The sequence below is a fragment of the Corticimicrobacter populi genome, assembly GCF_003123725.1.
GTDB lineage: Bacteria > Pseudomonadota > Gammaproteobacteria > Burkholderiales > Burkholderiaceae_B > Corticimicrobacter > Corticimicrobacter populi.
This window is the reverse complement of sequence record NZ_QETA01000006.1, coordinates 21,867-38,577: the sequence shown is the minus strand read 5'-3', so window position 1 is coordinate 38,577 and position 16,711 is coordinate 21,867. Positions and strand designations below refer to the sequence as shown.

The 16,711-nt window shown below is 60.5% G+C and carries 13 protein-coding genes and 1 pseudogene; 3 read left to right on the top strand and 11 right to left on the bottom strand.

The annotated features are described in order from the left end of the window. Positions 1-6: 6 nt before the first annotated feature. From rplB to rplC, 4 genes are read right to left on the bottom strand one after another with little or no spacing between them, the layout of a single operon-like run. Positions 7-837, bottom strand: coding sequence for a 50S ribosomal protein L2 (gene rplB / locus DD235_RS13180; protein ID WP_109062569.1), 831 nt, complete (start codon positions 835-837; stop codon positions 7-9). Continuing rightward, on the bottom strand, positions 838-1,134 hold the full coding sequence (rplW, locus tag DD235_RS13175) for a 50S ribosomal protein L23 (RefSeq protein WP_109062568.1): 297 nt from the start codon (positions 1,132-1,134) through the stop codon (positions 838-840). Continuing rightward, the gene (gene rplD, locus DD235_RS13170; protein WP_109062567.1) at positions 1,131-1,763 is read right to left on the bottom strand and encodes a 50S ribosomal protein L4; all 633 of its coding nucleotides are present in this window, start codon (positions 1,761-1,763) and stop codon (positions 1,131-1,133) included. The genes rplW and rplD overlap by 4 nt, the downstream gene beginning before the upstream one ends. A 3-nt stretch (positions 1,764-1,766) precedes the next feature. Beyond that, positions 1,767-2,453 (bottom strand): 50S ribosomal protein L3, encoded by a 687-nt coding sequence (rplC, locus tag DD235_RS13165; RefSeq protein ID WP_109062566.1) that lies wholly within the window; start codon positions 2,451-2,453, stop codon positions 1,767-1,769. A gap of 440 nt (positions 2,454-2,893) precedes the next feature. On the opposite strand from rplC, the gene DD235_RS13160 reads away from it, so the two are divergent. Then, positions 2,894-3,346, top strand: a complete 453-nt coding sequence (locus DD235_RS13160; RefSeq protein WP_239990151.1) for a helix-turn-helix domain-containing protein — start codon at positions 2,894-2,896, stop codon at positions 3,344-3,346. A gap of 82 nt (positions 3,347-3,428) precedes the next feature. On the opposite strand, the gene DD235_RS13155 is transcribed toward DD235_RS13160, so the two are convergent. Genes DD235_RS13155 through DD235_RS13140 form a run of 4 tightly spaced genes read right to left on the bottom strand, consistent with a single transcriptional unit; the run spans position 3,429 to position 8,232 of the window. Further along, positions 3,429-5,447, bottom strand: coding sequence for a bifunctional diguanylate cyclase/phosphodiesterase (locus tag DD235_RS13155; RefSeq protein ID WP_109062565.1), 2,019 nt, complete (start codon positions 5,445-5,447; stop codon positions 3,429-3,431). Between the two features lie 27 nt (positions 5,448-5,474). Next, on the bottom strand, positions 5,475-6,149 hold the full coding sequence (locus DD235_RS13150; RefSeq protein ID WP_109062747.1) for a transglutaminase-like cysteine peptidase: 675 nt from the start codon (positions 6,147-6,149) through the stop codon (positions 5,475-5,477). Further along, positions 6,149-6,817 carry a response regulator gene (locus tag DD235_RS13145; RefSeq protein ID WP_109062564.1) on the bottom strand — a complete coding sequence of 223 codons (669 nt, stop codon included), beginning with the start codon at positions 6,815-6,817 and terminating at the stop codon, positions 6,149-6,151. The genes DD235_RS13150 and DD235_RS13145 overlap by 1 nt, the downstream gene beginning before the upstream one ends. Continuing rightward, positions 6,814-8,232: a cache domain-containing protein gene (locus DD235_RS13140; protein ID WP_109062563.1), complete on the bottom strand. Its 1,419-nt coding sequence runs from the start codon at positions 8,230-8,232 to the stop codon at positions 6,814-6,816. Before DD235_RS13140 ends, DD235_RS13145 begins: the two co-directional genes overlap by 4 nt. Positions 8,233-8,363: 131 nt before the next feature. Between DD235_RS13140 and DD235_RS13135 the strand changes: the two genes are divergently transcribed. Both DD235_RS13135 and DD235_RS13130 read left to right on the top strand, forming a co-directional pair. Beyond that, complete coding sequence (locus DD235_RS13135) at positions 8,364-10,457, top strand: carbon starvation CstA family protein (protein WP_109062562.1); 2,094 nt, start codon at positions 8,364-8,366, stop codon at positions 10,455-10,457. 2 nt (positions 10,458-10,459) lie between these two features. Next, positions 10,460-10,696: a YbdD/YjiX family protein gene (locus DD235_RS13130; protein ID WP_109062561.1), complete on the top strand. Its 237-nt coding sequence runs from the start codon at positions 10,460-10,462 to the stop codon at positions 10,694-10,696. 83 nt (positions 10,697-10,779) lie between these two features. On the opposite strand, the gene DD235_RS13125 is transcribed toward DD235_RS13130, so the two are convergent. The 3 genes and pseudogenes from DD235_RS13125 to DD235_RS17290 all read right to left on the bottom strand — a co-directional run. After that, entirely contained in the window at positions 10,780-12,249 is a 1,470-nt protein-coding gene (locus DD235_RS13125; RefSeq protein WP_109062560.1) for an MASE2 domain-containing protein, read from the bottom strand. Positions 12,250-12,251: 2 nt separating this feature from the next. After that, positions 12,252-14,501 carry a type I secretion C-terminal target domain-containing protein gene (locus DD235_RS17090; RefSeq protein WP_239990150.1) on the bottom strand — a complete coding sequence of 750 codons (2,250 nt, stop codon included), beginning with the start codon at positions 14,499-14,501 and terminating at the stop codon, positions 12,252-12,254. A gap of 1,773 nt (positions 14,502-16,274) precedes the next feature. Further along, a pseudogene (locus DD235_RS17290) lies at positions 16,275-16,661 on the bottom strand (retention module-containing protein); the annotation flags it as partial. Positions 16,662-16,711 lie beyond the last annotated feature (50 nt).

Genomic DNA, 16,711 nt, shown 5'->3' with positions numbered 1-16,711 from the left:
GGCCTCTTACTTACGCTTGCGCCGTGATTGGACGATCATGTTGTCTGTCCGCTTGTTGCGACGGGTCTTGAAGCCCTTCGCCGGAGTACCCCACGGGCTGACCGGCTCGCGAGCTTCGCCAGTACGACCCTCACCACCACCGTGCGGGTGATCGACCGGGTTCATGGCCACACCACGCACCGTCGGGCGGATACCGCGCCAGCGCACAGCACCGGCCTTGCCGATCTTGCGCAGGCTGTGCTCTTCGTTACCGACTTCACCAATGGTGGCACGGCATTCGATGTGCACACGGCGGACTTCGCCGGAGCGCAGGCGGACTTGAGCGTAGGTACCTTCACGGGCCATCAGCACTGCCGAGGCACCAGCCGAACGGGCCAACTGAGCACCCTTGCCGGGTTGCATCTCGATGCAGTGAATCGTGCTACCAACCGGAATGTTGCGGATCGGCAGCGTGTTGCCTGCACGGATCGGCGCTTCGCTGCCGGACACCAGGGTGGCACCGACTTCGAGGCCACGCGGGGCGATGATGTAGCGACGCTCGCCGTCGGCGTACACCAGCAGGGCCAGGTGCGCAGTACGGTTGGGATCGTATTCGAGACGCTCGACGCGTGCCGGGATACCATCCTTGTTGCGACGGAAGTCGACCAGACGATAGTGCTGGCGGTGACCGCCCCCACGATGGCGAATCGTGATGTGACCGTTGTTGTTACGGCCGGAACCACGCTTCTGCTTTTCGATCAGGGCATCGACCGGGCGTCCTTTGTAGAGGTCCGGGCTCACTACCTTGACCATGCCACGGCGACCTGCCGAGGTAGGCTTGACTTTGACCAGAGCCATTTAGTTCACCTCCGCAAAGTCGATTTCCTGGCCTTCCTTGAGCGTGACGTAAGCCTTGCGCTCATTGCGGCGACGACCCACGAAACGGCCAAAGCGCTTGACTTTGCCCTTGCGATTCAGAACCTGCACGGACTCGACCTGCACCTTGAAGAGCAGTTCGACGGCAGCCTTGATTTCAGGCTTGGCGGCGTCCGATACGACACGGAACGCGACCTGCTGATATTTTTCGGCGACGAACGTGGCCTTTTCGGTCACGATCGGGGCCAGAATGACTTGCCACAGACGATCGTTGCTCATCCCAGGATCTCCTCAAGTTGAGCGATGGCAGCCTTGGTGATCAGCACCTTGGCATAGTGAACCAGCGACAGAGGATCGGCGTAGCGAGGCTCGATCACGGCCACATGGGCCAGGTTGCGCGTCGCCAGATAGACGTTTTCATCGACCGTATCGGTGATGATCAGCACGCCTTCGCGAGGACCGGGCTGCAGACCGAGGCTTTTCAGCTTGTCCTGAGCCAGCTTGGTCTTGGGCGCATCGATCGAGAAGGTTTCGACGACCGAGATACGGTCTTCGCGGGCCAGCTGCGACAGAATCGAGCGGATGCCAGCGCGGAACATCTTCTTGTTGACCTTCTGGCTGAAGTTCTCGTCGGGCGAGTTCGGGAATGCACGACCACCCCCACGCCACAGAGGCGAGGACGTCATACCGGCACGAGCACGACCCGTACCCTTTTGGCGCCAGGGCTTCTTGGTGCTGTGCTTGACCACGGCGCGGCTCAGCTGGGCGCGATCACCGCTGCGTGCGTTGGCCTGATAGGCCACGACGATCTGGTGAACCAGCGCTTCGTTGAATTCGCGACCGAAGATCGTGTCGGGCACGCTGATGGTGCCTGCATTACCCTGATCGTTCAGGAGCTTGATATCCATGGCTTAAGCCCCCTTGCCAACGTGTTTGATTGCCGGGCGGACAACGATGTCGGAACCCACGTGACCGGGGACCGCACCCTTGACCAGCAGCAGACCACGCTCGGCATCGACCCGGACGATGTCCAGATTTTGCGCCGTGCGCGTCACGTCACCCATGTGACCTGCCATGCGCTTGCCGGGGAACACACGACCCGGATCCTGTGCCATACCGGTCGAACCGGGAGCACGGTGGGAACGCGAGTTACCGTGCGAGGCACGTTGCGAGCTGAAGTTGTGACGCTTGATCACGCCAGCGAAGCCCTTACCGATGGTGGTGCCCGTGACGTCGACCTTCTGGCCTTCGGCGAACACGCTTTCAACGGCCAGGACAGCGCCGGGAGCCAGTTCGGCTGCCTTGGCGGGATCGAGGCGGAATTCTTTGAGGATGGAGCCAGCTTCTACGCCAGCTTTGGCGTAATGGCCAGCTTGCGGCTTGGTCACGCGAGTGGCGCGACGCGTACCGTATGCAACCTGCACGGCAGCGTAGCCATCGACTTCGGGCGTTTTGACCTGAGCGACGCGATTGTTGGACACGTCCAGCACCGTCACCGGAACAGATTCACCCTGTTCGGTAAAGATGCGGGTCATGCCAACCTTGCGCCCCAGCAGCCCCAGCCGATGAGCGGCAGGCGTGGACGTCGGTTTCGACATTATTTTCTCCGGGGTTGGACCCTGGGTTGTACCCTTTAATCCCAACTACGATTGGTTGGGGCGAATTACAAGGCAAACCCAAAGGCAGCCTTGATGATTTGAATACTGCAAATACAAAAGCACCTGCCAAAAATGGCAAGTCTCTTATGTTAGCACGGATGGCTTAGAGAAAGCAACAAGCAGGGTGTCCGCGCGCGACAGACCTGTCTTTTTCCAACACCCGCACGCACGTCCGAAAGGTTATCAAAACCTTGGATCGGCTCTAATTCTGAGCCCCGCAGACAGGCATGACCGAAATTTTCCATCGTAACAACGGCTTTGGCAGCCCTCCCGGCAGTCCGCTTTTTGTGTGGAAACACCTCAAACCATGTCGTTACATAAATTCTCAAACCAGCACATTATCTGTCGTGGTGACACGACCAAATCTGTAGCACATGAGTATGAAAAGCATGCCTATCAAAACTTTCGCAAACAAGCTCGGATTAACTTTGGCCAATCATCGCAGGGCAAAAGGACTCACGCAGGAGCAATTGGCCGAACATCTTTCGGTCGAACAGGAAACCATCTCCCGCTTCGAGCGCGGTGCCACCTTGCCGCCGTTGCCACGCCTGTTGCGCCTGGCAGACCTGCTGAATGTTCCACTGGTTGACCTGCTCGGCACCTGTTCCCCTCGCCAGAGCGATCAGATCGCGGATATTGCACGATCGTTGCAAAGCCTTGACGAGGAGAACCGGGAATGGGTTCGCCAACTGGTCGTCGAGCTGTGCAATAGACTCAGTGGCAAGAATATTACGACCATCAATATGCCTGTCAGTTTTCTGTCCCTGCCAAACAACGGCGGCAATGATAGCCTGTCCCATCATTCCGTGGCATCAGAAATGCATACTGAATGAATCCTGCCGGCTGGGAACGGCCATCCATTACCCAATCGGGCAAGAGAACAGGTGGTTTGTACCATTCGTCCCCAGGATTGCACTAAGCAGGCAAGGCACTCACGGTTTCAGCCTCTGACTGTAGTGTGACAATGCGTACGCCTGCCTCGCGCAACTGCTCTGCCGCCTCGGCCGTGACCGAGCCATCCGCAACGGCCTGCGCCTGCATCGCAATCATGGTTTGCATGATGGCCCCCAGAATGGCCTGCGCACCGACATGGTGCGGCAGATCATCGACAAAGTCGCTGCCCAGCTTGACGTAGGCCAGCGCCAGGCTGTCGAGATAGCGCAAGGCATCGAGTTGTTGCGTCAGGCGGCGCAGGCCGAATCTCACACCGGCCTGGGCAAGCCCTGCGCAGAACTGCTGGACATCCACGCCATAGTCACGCTGCCCCTGGGCAGACAGGGCAAAGGCATCCAGCTCGATGAACAGATGCCGGGCCGATCGCTCATGGCGTGCCAGCAACGCCATGGCCCGATCACGGAAATCTACCTGCGCCAGCGATGCAAGCGATACCTTCAGGACCAGTTCGCGGCCGTCGACCTCCAGCCACGACAAAGCCAGCGCCAGTGCCCGCAGATCGCATTCTGCAGACAGGCCCACGCGCACGGCTGCCGGCATGAACATATACGCGGACAACACCTCGTTCTGCTGCGTCAGCAGACCCAACGTCGCTTCGCAGCGCACGACATCCGCTACGGCCCCGCTGGCCGGCTCGTCGCACCACCGCTGCAACGACAGCAGCAACTGGTCACGTGACAGCGCCGTTTCCAGCAATTGCCGCCAATGCCCCTCACCGGTAGAGGCCGCCCCTCCCTGATGCTGCCCTGAGAGATATTCGATTTCGCCATGACCGGCATTTTCTGCTCGCATCAGCGCCTGATCCAGGCGTCCCATGACAGCCGCCACATCTTCACCCTGCACATAGTCAGTGAGCGCCAGCGACCAGCGGCATTGCCTGCCGCTATCGAGCGTCACGCGCAGGCGGGTCAACACCTGCAGCAAACGCTGTGCCTGGCGATTGGCCTCCAGGGCCGAGACGCCCGGCAACAACAGCGCCAGGTCGGAACCATTCAGCCGGGCCAGGATGGCCCCTTTCACGCCGTTTTCACGAACTTGCGCAGCCAGCGCCTGCGCCACCGAGCGCAGCCACTCGTCTGTCTGCACGCGGGTCATCTGCTGGTTGATGGCAGCCAGATCACGCAGCCGGAAGACCAGCGCATGGCCGGTAACGTCCTGCTGCACCGATTCATCTGCAGTGCCACCAAGCTGCAGCAGGCGGCGCAACTCATTGACGAAATAGCGGCGTGTCGCCAAGCCGGTCACGGCATCGGTATGCAGTTCCAGCTGCAGCTGCTCGATCTGGGCATGTTGCTCCTGGGCCGTAGTACGGACCCGCTCACGCATGGCATGGATCGCCTGCGACACCGACGCCAGCTCAGCCATGACAGGCGGTGCCTGCCGCTCTTCAAGCGTATCGTCCATGCCGACCGATTGCACCGGATTCATGACCTCCTTGACCAGCGCCCGCTTGAGCCAGCGAATCATCCAGACCGCAAACAACGCCCATGCCGCCCCGGCCACCAACACCAACACCAGAATGCGCACCGAACTGCGCCACAATGCCTCGCGGGCATAGCCATCATGTGGCGTCAGGCTGACCACGCCGACCTGGGTCCAACCATCGGCCACACCGCGCTGGGCCGCACCTGTCGTCAGCGGCAACAGGCGATTGAACCAGTCAGGTGCCGTCGAGGCCGACTCTCCGTCCTGTCCAAGCTTGCGTTCGAAAATGACCTTGCCATCCGTGTCCGAAAAGCGGACTTCACTGAACTGAGCCGTATCGAACAGCGCCATCATGATCAGTTCTCGCGTCACGGGGTCCTGATTGGTGGACTGCGACAGCACCAGCGCCAGTGTGGCAGCGGCATTCTCGCCCTGCGCACTCAACTGTTCGTTGAGATAGCCGCGCGCCGAACCGATGCTGAAAGCCAGGGTCCCCGCCAGAATGCAGATCATGGCCAGGGTAACGCTGAGAAGCAATTGTCTGAGCAGAGACATGGGTACGCCTTTATTATCAATCGAGCCTTACGGCTGGAATCCTTCCTGTTGCATCCGCGTCAGCAGGTCGCGCCAGCGGCTGATCCGGTCAACCGATGTCGTCTGCCCGCCCGCATAGATGCCCTGCGCGTTGAAACTGAACACAGGCGTGAGATCGCGCCGCTGGCCGGCTGGCAGAATGGTGCCCACCAGATTGTCGAGCACCAGCGGTTCGGCATTGGGTGTCGGGTAATAGCCCAGCACCATGTGCGCAATACTTTCCTGGCTACCAATGCCGCCGATACGAGCACGCACATAGACGAACCGGAGTTTCTCGGGGGCCACGCCAAGCCTGATCAGGGAAAAGTATTTGCCGATAACATAATCCTCGCAATCTCCCGCACGCTTGCCCAGGCTCTCCAGCGGCGTCGCCCAGTAATCCTCCTGGCCCCAGACTGCCTGGTCGGTCGATCCCTGCACCCGCGAATTCCAGAAATCATTGACCATCCTCAGCGTATCCGGCTCGGATGCCGCCGGCCCACGCTCCATCAGATCGAACCACGCCTCGACGGCCTGCACGGCGAGGGCACCATAACGCGACTGCGCAAGCTGCAACACTCTCGCCCGGTCATAGTCGAACGACCAGACCAGTCCCGACAGCACCACCAGCAGCCCGGCACACGCCAGCAGGACATACCCGCGCGCCCGGCCAGGGCGCAGCATCATGGCACGGTTCCTCCCCCTTCGAAGAGGTCCCGATGCTCGACAGCGTACTTGACCAGTTCTGCCTGCCCATCGAGTGCCAGCTTGCGCCGAATATTGCAGCGATGCGTCTCGATGGTCCGCACCGACACATACAGTTTCTGAGCAATCTGCTTGCTGGACAAACCGTCGCCGATCTGGCGCAGCACATCCCGCTCGCGCTGGGTCAGCAGTGCCACAGAAGTCCCGGCCTGGGCCAGGCGCGCCATGATACGGGCACTGAACCAGGTCTGCCCCGACATGACCGCCGTGACTGCTACGGCAATCTCGTGTGCAGGGCCATCCTTGACCAGATAGCCACGCGCCCCGGCCCGCAATGCCTGGGTGATGTATTCGACATGGTCATGCATGGACAGCACCATGCAGGCGATCTGTGGCCATTGCTCGTGCACCTGACCGATGAGCGCAAGCCCATCGGAGCCCAGCATGCTGAGATCGGTCAGGATCAAATCCGGCAGCGGCAACCCCTGGTGCTCGCGTACCCGCAACCATGACAACGCGCTGGCAGTACTCTCGGCCTCGCCCATGATTTCCAGCCCGGGTTCCGCTCCCAGACGCAGCCGCAGCCCATCGCGGACCAGCGCATGGTCATCCACCAGCAGCAAATGTACGACAGCAGTTTCGATCATGCGCTCACCGTACTGGAGAAATCAGGACTGCGGGCCGGTAGGGGCAACCATGCACGCAACAACGCACCATGCGCTTGCGCATCGTCCAGCCGCAATCGGCCTCCCAACATCTCGACACGTTCCCGCATGTTACGCAAGCCAATTCCTCCCTCACTCTCTGACGCCCCACCACAGAAGCCGGTGCCATTGTCCTGGATAACCAGTTCGACGCCATCGGGGGCATAGCGCAGGATCAGCGACGCCCGGGTCGCACGGGCATGGCGAACGATGTTGGTCAGCCCTTCCTGGGCAACGCGAAACAGCGTCGTGGCATAAGCCTCAGGCAACGGCACGGCCTGACCTGATTCTGACACATTTACCTGGAGCGCGGCAGGGTTTTCCCCCTCTGGGGAACACTCTGCCGCCAGGTGACGCAAGGCCGCAGGCAACCCCAGATCATCCAGCAGTGCCGGCCGCAGATTGTGGGACATCCTGCGCAGTTCGGCCAGAGACTGGTGCAACCGTTCCAAGGCGCGTGCCAACGGCTCATCCAGGCTGTGCCCGGGTGCCAGGCAGACCTGCTGATGCCGTGCCAGGCTATCCTGGGCCGTCTCGACCATCAGCTTGACCGACACCAGCATCTGGCTCAGTCCGTCATGCAACTCCCTGGACAGGCGTGCTCGCTCTTCTTCCTGAGAATAGACGACCTTGCGCGCCAGTTGCCGCAACCGCGCATCGGCATGACGGTGGTCACTGATATTGAGCGCCAGCGCGCAACCGGTCACCAGCAGGATCGCCAGACAGGCAATCGCAATGGCCTGTCGCTGCATGGCATGGATGCTGTCCTGAGCTGTGGCATCGACCTGCGCCAGGGCCACCTCGACATCATCGAGATAGATCCCTGTGCCGAACATCCAGCCCCATGCCTCGAGCGACGCCACAAATCCCAGTTTCTCGGCCACCTGGCCGCCAGCCGACGGCTTGGGCCAGAGATAACGCACGGGCTTGCCGTTGCGCCCTCCTTCACGGGCAACTTCAAGCAGCAGCCGAATGGGCTTCTGGCCGCTGTCATCCTGAAAATCGAATAGATTCTGCCCAACCAGCTCCGGCTGGCGAGGATGCATCAGGTTGACACCCTGTTCGTCATAGACGAAGAAATAGCCGTCGGGACCGAAATCCATTCGCGCCAGCAAATCCAGCGCCTGTATCCTGGCCTGCTCATCATCGCGCCGGGCCAGCGGCTCGATCACGCTGTAGGCCAGCCGGACGTAGTGCTGCAGCTCGCTTTCCTTGCTCGACAACCAGGCCTGCTCGACGATGGTCTGCTGTTCGCGGGCCAATGCCATACCCTGCCGTGCCATGCTCCAAGTCGTCGCCGCCAGCGCAACCAGCACAGGCAGAATCGCCAGCAGCAGGATTTTCAGGCGGAGTCTCATGAGAGCACGATGTATGGCCTGTGTATTAATACGTAGAAAAATTGCGTAATAGCACGCTTGTGAGCCCGGGCAGGCAACCGAAATAATAGCCGATAGTCCGCGCACCACGCGGAGGAATCGAGGAGATACACATGCATACCCTGGAAAACAGGGGCTGGTCCAGCCATATCATCTGGCTGGGCATTGCCCTGCTCGGCGCTTTTGCGCTCGGCACCGTCGCGCTCGGACGCGGCGAAACCATCAACGCTCTCTGGATCGTGGTCGCCGCAGTCTGCGTCTACCTGATCGCCTATCGCTATTACAGCCGCTTCATCGCCAACAAGGTCTTCAAGCTCGATCCCACGCGCATGACGCCGGCATGGAAGCACAACGATGGTCTGGACTACGTACCGACCAACAAACACGTGCTGTTTGGTCACCACTTCGCCGCCATTGCCGGAGCCGGCCCCCTGGTCGGCCCGGTACTGGCTGCGCAGATGGGCTACCTGCCCGGCATGCTCTGGCTGCTGGCCGGTGTGGTACTGGCGGGTGCGGTGCAGGATTTCATCGTGCTGTTCATCTCCACACGCCGGGATGGCCGCTCGCTGGGCGACCTGATCAAGGCCGAACTTGGTCAGGTACCAGGCGTGATCGCGCTGTTCGGTGCCTTCATGATCATGGTGATCATCCTGGCAGTACTGGCGATGATCGTGGTCAAGGCGCTGACCCATTCTCCCTGGGGCACCTTCACCGTGGTCGCCACCATCCCCATCGCCATTTTCATGGGCGTATACCTGCGCTACATCCGGCCCGGGCGCATCGGCGAAATCTCCATCCTCGGCATCGTGCTGCTGATGGCCGCCATCGTATTCGGCCAGGATGTCGCAGCACACCCGACCTGGGGCCCGATGTTCGATCTGGATGGCAAGCAACTCACCTGGGCGCTCATCATCTACGGCTTCATTGCTGCCGTACTGCCCGTCTGGCTGCTGCTGGCACCGCGTGACTACCTGTCCACTTTCCTCAAGATCGGCACCATCGTCGGTCTGGCAATCGGTATCCTGTACGTTGCGCCCGAGCTGAAAATGCCGGCGCTGACCAAATTCGTAGACGGTACCGGCCCGGTCTGGTCCGGCAACCTGTTCCCGTTCCTCTTCATTACCATTGCCTGCGGTGCGGTCTCGGGCTTTCATGCTCTAATCTCCTCCGGCACCACGCCCAAGCTGATCGAAAACGAAACCCAGGCCCGCTATATCGGCTACGGCGGCATGCTGATGGAATCCTTCGTCGCCATCATGGCGCTGGTCGCCGCCTGCGTCATTGAGCCGGGTATCTACTACGCCATGAACAGCCCCGCAGCCCTCATCGGCACAACACCCGAGCAGGCAGCCCAGGTTGTTTCAAGCTGGGGCTTCATGGTCACGCCCGATCAACTGACACAGATGGCGCATGACGTGGGCGAAAGCACCATCATCTCCCGTGCCGGTGGTGCCCCGACGCTGGCCGTGGGCATGGCCTACATCCTGCACCAGGTATTCGGCGGCGATGGCATGATGGCCTTCTGGTACCACTTTGCCATCCTGTTCGAGGCACTCTTCATCCTGACGGCCGTTGATGCCGGCACTCGTGCCGGACGCTTCATGCTGCAGGATCTGCTGGGCACCTTTGCGCCTTCGCTGCGCCGTACCGAGTCGCTGCCCGCCAACTTGCTGGCCACGGCACTCTGCGTGGCCGCCTGGGGCTATTTCCTGTATCAAGGCGTGGTCGATCCCCTGGGTGGCATCAATACCCTATGGCCGCTGTTCGGTATCGCCAACCAGATGCTGGCCGCCGTGGCACTGATCCTGGGTACGGTCGTGCTGTTCAAGATGAAGCAGGACCGCTATGCCTGGGTCACCATCGTACCCACCATCTGGCTGCTGATCTGCACACTCACGGCGGGCTGGCAGAAGATGTTCGACGCCAACCCGAAGGTCGGCTTCCTGTCCCGCGCCGAGGTATACGCCAAGTCGGTGGCCGACGGCATCGTCCTGGCTCCCGCCAAGTCACTGGCCGAGATGCAGCGTGTGATCTTCAACGACTACGTCAACGCCACGCTGTGCGGCCTGTTCATTTTCGTGGTGCTGAGTATCCTGGTATTCGGCATCCGTTCGGTGCTGATCGCCCGTCGCGACAGCCAGCCACATACGGCTGAAACCCCCTACGAGCGCCTGCCCGACGAAGCCCTGGCGCCTGCAGGACACTGACCATGACCCGCCGACTGTTTTTCAGCGGCGTGGCAGGCAACGCCCTTGCCGCCACAGGTGGCGCAGGGCGCTACCTGGGCCGCACATTGCGGCTCATGGTAGGCCTCCCTGACTATGAAAACTATGTAGCGCACATGCGCAAGACACATCCCGACCAGGAGCCGATGAGCTACGAAGCTTTTTTTCGGGAGCGACAGGAAGCGCGCTATGGCGGCAAGGGACGCATCGGCTGCTGTTGAACCCGCCATGTAGAAAGTGCTGGATTCCAGAACGGGATCCAGCACTTTTTTCATTCTCTGCGTCCTTCCGGACTGTGCCGTGCCTAAGCGTCCCGACTCTCGGTCACGTCAGCTCGGTTCAGGACCAGCAGGACCCAGCCATCGCCAAATGAAGTTTCCAGCGCACTGAGACAGCCACCATCCACCATATCCACCATGAAATGGCGACAGAACTCACTGCGCCGCATGTGATCAACCACTTGTAACCAGGCATCGATATCCTGCGTACTGCCAAGTGCCGGGCCACACTCGTGATGAAAACAATAGCGCATCATGTCGGCAAAGGTCTTGGTATCGGCCTGTACGCTGAACCACTCGCGGAACAGTGCATTGGACAAGACCAGTCGATCATCAGGATCGAACAGGCCCAGACCACATCCCGACTGTTCGAGCCCCTCGAAAAGCTTTTCCATGAGTTGCGGCTGACGCGCATGCAGCGCCTCAAGGTCTGCTGCCCGGCCTACAGACTCCACCGCAGTTTCGCCCGCGACCGCCATGCAGTCCCGGCCGACCTGGCGAGCCCTGAACAATGCCTGGCTGGCCTGCCTGACCCAATCGGCCAGCGCCAACCACTCGATCCTGTACCCTGCCACGCCAAAACACAGCGTCACACCCAGAGCTTGCAATTGCGGGGTGTCCTGCACCGCCTGCCTGATTCGCAACACGGCCAGCCGCGCCTGGGCTTGGCTGGCACCTGGCAACACCACACCCACCGTCGAATCATCCAACCGTCCGACGATATCACCCTCTCTCAACACACGCTGCAAGCACTCTCCCAACGCGGGAAAAAGCATGTCCCTGGGCTGCAACGCGACATCTTCACCGCTGCCGGCCACCGGATCGAACGCCAGGCAAATCAATGAGGCAGCATCGCCCTGGCGACAACGCGACAAAGCACTCTGTGCCCGACTCTCCCAGTAGCGCCGCACAAACAGCCCGGATTCCGGGTCGTGGCGCAGCCTGCGTTCATGCTCTCTGCGCTGGCGGCGCAACCGAGCAACCACCTTGTCGAGAGAGCGACCGATCAGCAAGGGATGCAACATGATCAGCGGCGCGCACAGCAAAATAGTCAGCAGGCTGCTATGCGGCGACCACATGAAGCCATAGGACAATACGCTCAGCAGTACACCAGATCCCTGAAGCAACAGGCCGCGCGCTGCCAGTTGCCAGCCACCGTGGCGCCATGCGTTCAACCCACCCAGCAGGATTGCCAGCATCGAAGGCAGCATGTCAAAGCGCATAATCGCAACCATGACGCCGCCCATGAACAGGTCTACCAGGACATTACGCCGCTGGGCCGCCTTGGGCGACAGCGCCTGCTCGGCAAGTTCACGGGCCAAATACGGCCAGCCCAAACAAAACAGAACTGGCAGGACCCAGTGCGCCAGCGGTGCCTGCTGATGCCAGAGGACTGATGCCAACGCCAGGAAACCGAACAGCAGGGTAACCTGACGAGCCCGATAGTCGCTTGGAATGCGATATCCGGGCCCCTTGGCCCCCAAGGCATTCAGCACGATCAGTAGTCCGAGGATTTGAGCGTGCCGTCTTCCTTCAGCGAAGCAGCGATATCCTGTGCCATCTTGGCGTCATAATCCACGTTCTGCAGTTCAATCCGCTGATCGACGCCAAACTCCTTGCCCTTGCTGCTGATTTCGATCACGGTCTGCCCCCTGTCACCTTCCAGCACGCTCAGGTAATCCTCTACGTTGCCGTCCTGCAATCCTTCGGACAGCAGACCGCGTACATCGAGCGTATCTGTACCGGACTTGCCGAAATCGGTAATCACATCCACCGAAGGACGCTCATGGGACCCGACATCATTCAACGTCCAGACGAACGTGTCATCACCGTCGCCTCCCGTCAGAATGTCATCGTCGACACTGCCGTAGAGCACATCATCGCCCTCACCGCCGTTGACAGTACGTGCATGTGACACAGCAGTATCCTGCTCGTGATGCGTATCGGCATCCTCATCAGGTGCCCACAATGCCGCAAGAGAGGCATGCTCATCACCCGATTCGGCTGCTGCCATCCTCATCTCGGCAGGAGCCACCAACTGCAGCCCCGTCACGAAAATACTGTCGGCCTGGTTGTAGTTACCGCTCACGCTCCACTCCAGTGTCAGCCTGGCACTGTCATGATCAGGCATGTCGTCGGGCAGGCGAATCAGGATCTGCGTGAAACCATCGGCATTGCCAGGCAGACTTGGATCGACCCACCAGTCATTGGTCAAGGTCTTGACGGCATCCAGCGTACCCTTGCTGACCGCAGCACCATGCAAGGCCTCGATCGTCAACAGTCCCGTGTCATGCGTTCCGGCCGCCTGTGCTGCGCTGCTCAACACGGCATAGTCCACGCCACCGATCTTGATGACCAGCGACACGCCCCCAGCCCCTGCGCCAGCGCGCTGGACATCCACCCAGCCCACATTGATCGCAAGGACAGAGCCACTCTTCACACCCGCAACGTCCTGACTGATGGATGAGACACCCTGGGAGGCATTGACGCCGGAACCCGCGTAGGGCTTGCCAACCGTTTCCCAGGTAAATCCAGAACCCGTACGGCTCCAGTTCGCCCAGCCATCGCCGGCATAGTAGGGATTGCTGTATTCAGCGAAATCGCCATTGCGGACAAGATTGGGCTGATCCTCAGGCGGCGTGATGGGTGTCGGCTCAGGCTGAGGTTGTGGCTCGGACGAACCGGGCTGGCCCGCATCGCTGCCGCCATGATTGCCCGCATCACTACCGGCGGTATCGGAATCATGCCCCGTACTGCCTGCATGATCCGCCCCTCCCGACTGCCCACCGTCACCATCATGACCACCATCCGTGCCCGCTTGCAACGTGGCAGACTTCGTGTCACTTTCAACCTGCTTGCTGGAAGCAGGATCGGCCGCATAGGCCTTGGCATCAATGTGCGTCAGCGGGCTGCTGCCAGCGGGCAGGCGCACCTCCAGCACAGCCTGCAGATTGCCCGGCTGCGGACCTGTAATGATCCAGCTGCCGTCAGCCTGATGCTCGGCCGTCACGCCTGCAGGCGCAATGATCTGTGCACCCGCAGGCAGCCCCTGGATGATGACCGAAGACACTGTGGCTGCATCGCTGCCATGGAGCACTTCGGCATCGAGCCGGATCTCGTAGTCGTGCGTTGCCGGCACCCCACCTTCGGTCTTGCCGTTGCCATAGACAACACCCGCCAGCTGATTGCTGCCACGCACATTGGTACCGGTCAGGTTAATGCTGTCGATATGATTGACCTGGTTGTTCTGTGGATGCGGCACTTCACCCGTGGGCTTGATCTTGCCCTCATATGCACTCGGGATGAAAATCACGTCGGGATGGCTGTCGCCCGCATTACCCGTGACAGCATTCATCTGCTGCCAGTTGTGCTGAGTGCCCTGATTGTCGACCTGCTTGGTTGAATAACTGCTCTCCGGCTGCAGGATGAAGACATCACTCTTGCCCGTCGAACCGTGGACATTGCCTTGCTGATAAGCCTTGAAATTGTCCTGGCTCACGCCTTGCGGGCTGTTCTTGATGATCTGTTCAATTTCCTGCTGCGACAGATCGCGATACTCCTTGTAGTTCGACTGCCCTTCCCGGCCACTCTTGCTGTCCGTGTACCACAGCTGGACATTCTGACCGATGGCATAGATCTTGCCATCCTTGACGTCGAAACCGTCAGGATTCTGGCTACCGCCATTTACATGAGTGATATCGCCACTGCCATCACGGCTTTGCAAGGCAACGTCCAGCTTGACCCCCAACTCAGGCTCATGCTCTGAGTCGGTATCGGAGGTGCTGCTGCTGTCACTGTCCGAACCGCTGTCGGACGTACTGCTGCTGTCGCTATCCGAGCCACTGTCAGACGTGCTGGTGCTGTCGCTATCCGAACCGCTGTCCGACGTACTGGTGCTGTCACTGTCCGAGCCGCTGTCGGACGTGCTGGTGCTGTCGCTGTCCGAGCCACTGTCAGAGGTGCTGGTGCTGTCGCTGTCCGAGCCACTATCCGACGTGCTGGTGCTGTCGCTATCCGAACCGCTGTCGGACGTGCTCGTGCTGTCGCTGTCCGAGCCGCTGTCGGAGGTGCTCGTGCTATCGCTATCCGAGCCACTATCCGACGTGCTCGTGCTGTCGCTGTCCGAGCCGCTGTCCGACGTGCTGCTGCTGTCGCTATCCGAGCCACTGTCAGACGTGCTCGTGCTGTCGCTATCCGAACCGCTGTCCGACGTACTCGTGCTGTCGCTGTCCGAACCGCTGTCCGAGGTGCTCGTACTGTCGCTATCCGAACCGCTGTCAGAGGTGCTCGTACTGTCGCTATCCGAACCACTGTCGGACGTACTCGTACTGTCGCTATCCGAACCGCTGTCGGACGTGCTGGTGCTGTCGCTATCCGAACCGCTGTCAGAGGTGCTCGTGCTGTCGCTATCCGAGCCACTGTCGGACGTACTCGTGCTGTCGCTGTCCGAACCGCTGTCGGACGTGCTCGTGCTGTCGCTGTCCGAGCCACTGTCGGACGTACTCGTGCTGTCGCTGTCCGAACCGCTGTCGGACGTGCTCGTACTGTCGCTATCGGAACCGCTGTCGGAGGTGCTCGTACTGTCGCTATCCGAACCACTGTCGGACGTACTCGTACTGTCGCTATCCGAACCGCTGTCGGACGTGCTCGTGCTGTCACTGTCCGAGCCACTGTCAGACGTGCTGGTGCTGTCGCTATCCGAACCACTGTCCGACGTACTGCTGCTGTCGCTATCCGAACTGCTGTCAGAGGTGCTCGTGCTGTCGCTATCCGAGCCACTATCCGACGTGCTCGTGCTGTCGCTGTCCGAACCGCTGTCAGAGGTGCTCGTACTGTCGCTATCCGAACCACTGTCGGACGTACTCGTGCTGTCGCTGTCCGAGCCACTGTCAGACGTGCTGGTGCTGTCGCTGTCCGAACCGCTGTCAGACGTGCTCGTGCTGTCACTGTCCGAACCGCTGTCGGACGTGCTGCTGCTGTCGCTGTCCGACGTACTCGTGCTGTCGCTATCCGAACCGCTATCCGACGTACTGGTGCTGTCGCTGTCCGAACCGCTGTCAGACGTGCTCGTGCTGTCGCTATCCGAACCGCTGTCCGACGTACTCGTACTGTCGCTGTCCGAGCTGCTTTCGGACGTACTGCTGCTGTCGCTATCCGAGCCACTATCCGATGTGCTCGTGCTGTTGCTATCCGAACCGCTATCCGACGTACTGGTGCTGTCGCTATCCGAACCGCTGTCAGACGTGCTCGTGCTGTCGCTGTCCGAGCCACTGTCAGACGTGCTCGTACTGTCGCTATCCGAACCGCTGTCCGACGTACTCGTGCTATCGCTATCCGAGCCACTATCCGACGTGCTGCTGCTGTCGCTGTCCGAACCTGTATCCGCCGCTACAGCAGCCACCGCCGCATCATCCGCAACACCAGGCACCCAACGCGATACGCTGGCCGCATTCGCCGTCTGGGCATATTCCAGATTGAGTGGATTGATGGCTTCAAGCACACTGGCCAGACGCACAAACGTGCCACCGCCGCCACCGCCTCCACCACCCAGTGTTGCAGCCGTTGCGTCCAGCACATCAAAAGGATCCTGCCCATTGAACGGATCACCGCCTGCCTGCAATACCGCCACCAGGTTGTCGAAGTCCACATTGCCTGGCGGAACGATTGCAGCCTCGGAAGCATCCGGCTGGGTCTGAGCCAGCATATCATCAAGCTGCATGACACGGTCGGCACCCACCGTCACGACCGGCGCATCGCCAATCTGTAATTGTAGTGACGCCCCTTGCCCCGTCACGATCTCGGCATCTGCCGGAATGCGCATGCCCGGACGAATCGGCGTCAGTTGACCGTTGTCATCCCGGATCCACGCAGACCCAGTCAGATTGATTACCAATGCCGTTGCAGCCATGATGCGTTCCTGTACCTAAAACTATATAAATCTATATGAGTCCATCCTAA

Coding starts and splice junctions, on each gene's coding strand:
- rplB (WP_109062569.1), bottom strand. CDS start 837: ATGGCTCTGGTCAAAGTCAAGCCTACCTCGGCAGGTCGCCGTGGCATG.
- rplW (WP_109062568.1), bottom strand. CDS start 1,134: ATGAGCAACGATCGTCTGTGGCAAGTCATTCTGGCCCCGATCGTGACC.
- rplD (WP_109062567.1), bottom strand. CDS start 1,763: ATGGATATCAAGCTCCTGAACGATCAGGGTAATGCAGGCACCATCAGC.
- rplC (WP_109062566.1), bottom strand. CDS start 2,453: ATGTCGAAACCGACGTCCACGCCTGCCGCTCATCGGCTGGGGCTGCTG.
- DD235_RS13160 (WP_239990151.1), top strand. CDS start 2,894: ATGAAAAGCATGCCTATCAAAACTTTCGCAAACAAGCTCGGATTAACT.
- DD235_RS13155 (WP_109062565.1), bottom strand. CDS start 5,447: ATGTCTCTGCTCAGACAATTGCTTCTCAGCGTTACCCTGGCCATGATC.
- DD235_RS13150 (WP_109062747.1), bottom strand. CDS start 6,149: ATGCTGCGCCCTGGCCGGGCGCGCGGGTATGTCCTGCTGGCGTGTGCC.
- DD235_RS13145 (WP_109062564.1), bottom strand. CDS start 6,817: ATGATCGAAACTGCTGTCGTACATTTGCTGCTGGTGGATGACCATGCG.
- DD235_RS13140 (WP_109062563.1), bottom strand. CDS start 8,232: ATGAGACTCCGCCTGAAAATCCTGCTGCTGGCGATTCTGCCTGTGCTG.
- DD235_RS13135 (WP_109062562.1), top strand. CDS start 8,364: ATGCATACCCTGGAAAACAGGGGCTGGTCCAGCCATATCATCTGGCTG.
- DD235_RS13130 (WP_109062561.1), top strand. CDS start 10,460: ATGACCCGCCGACTGTTTTTCAGCGGCGTGGCAGGCAACGCCCTTGCC.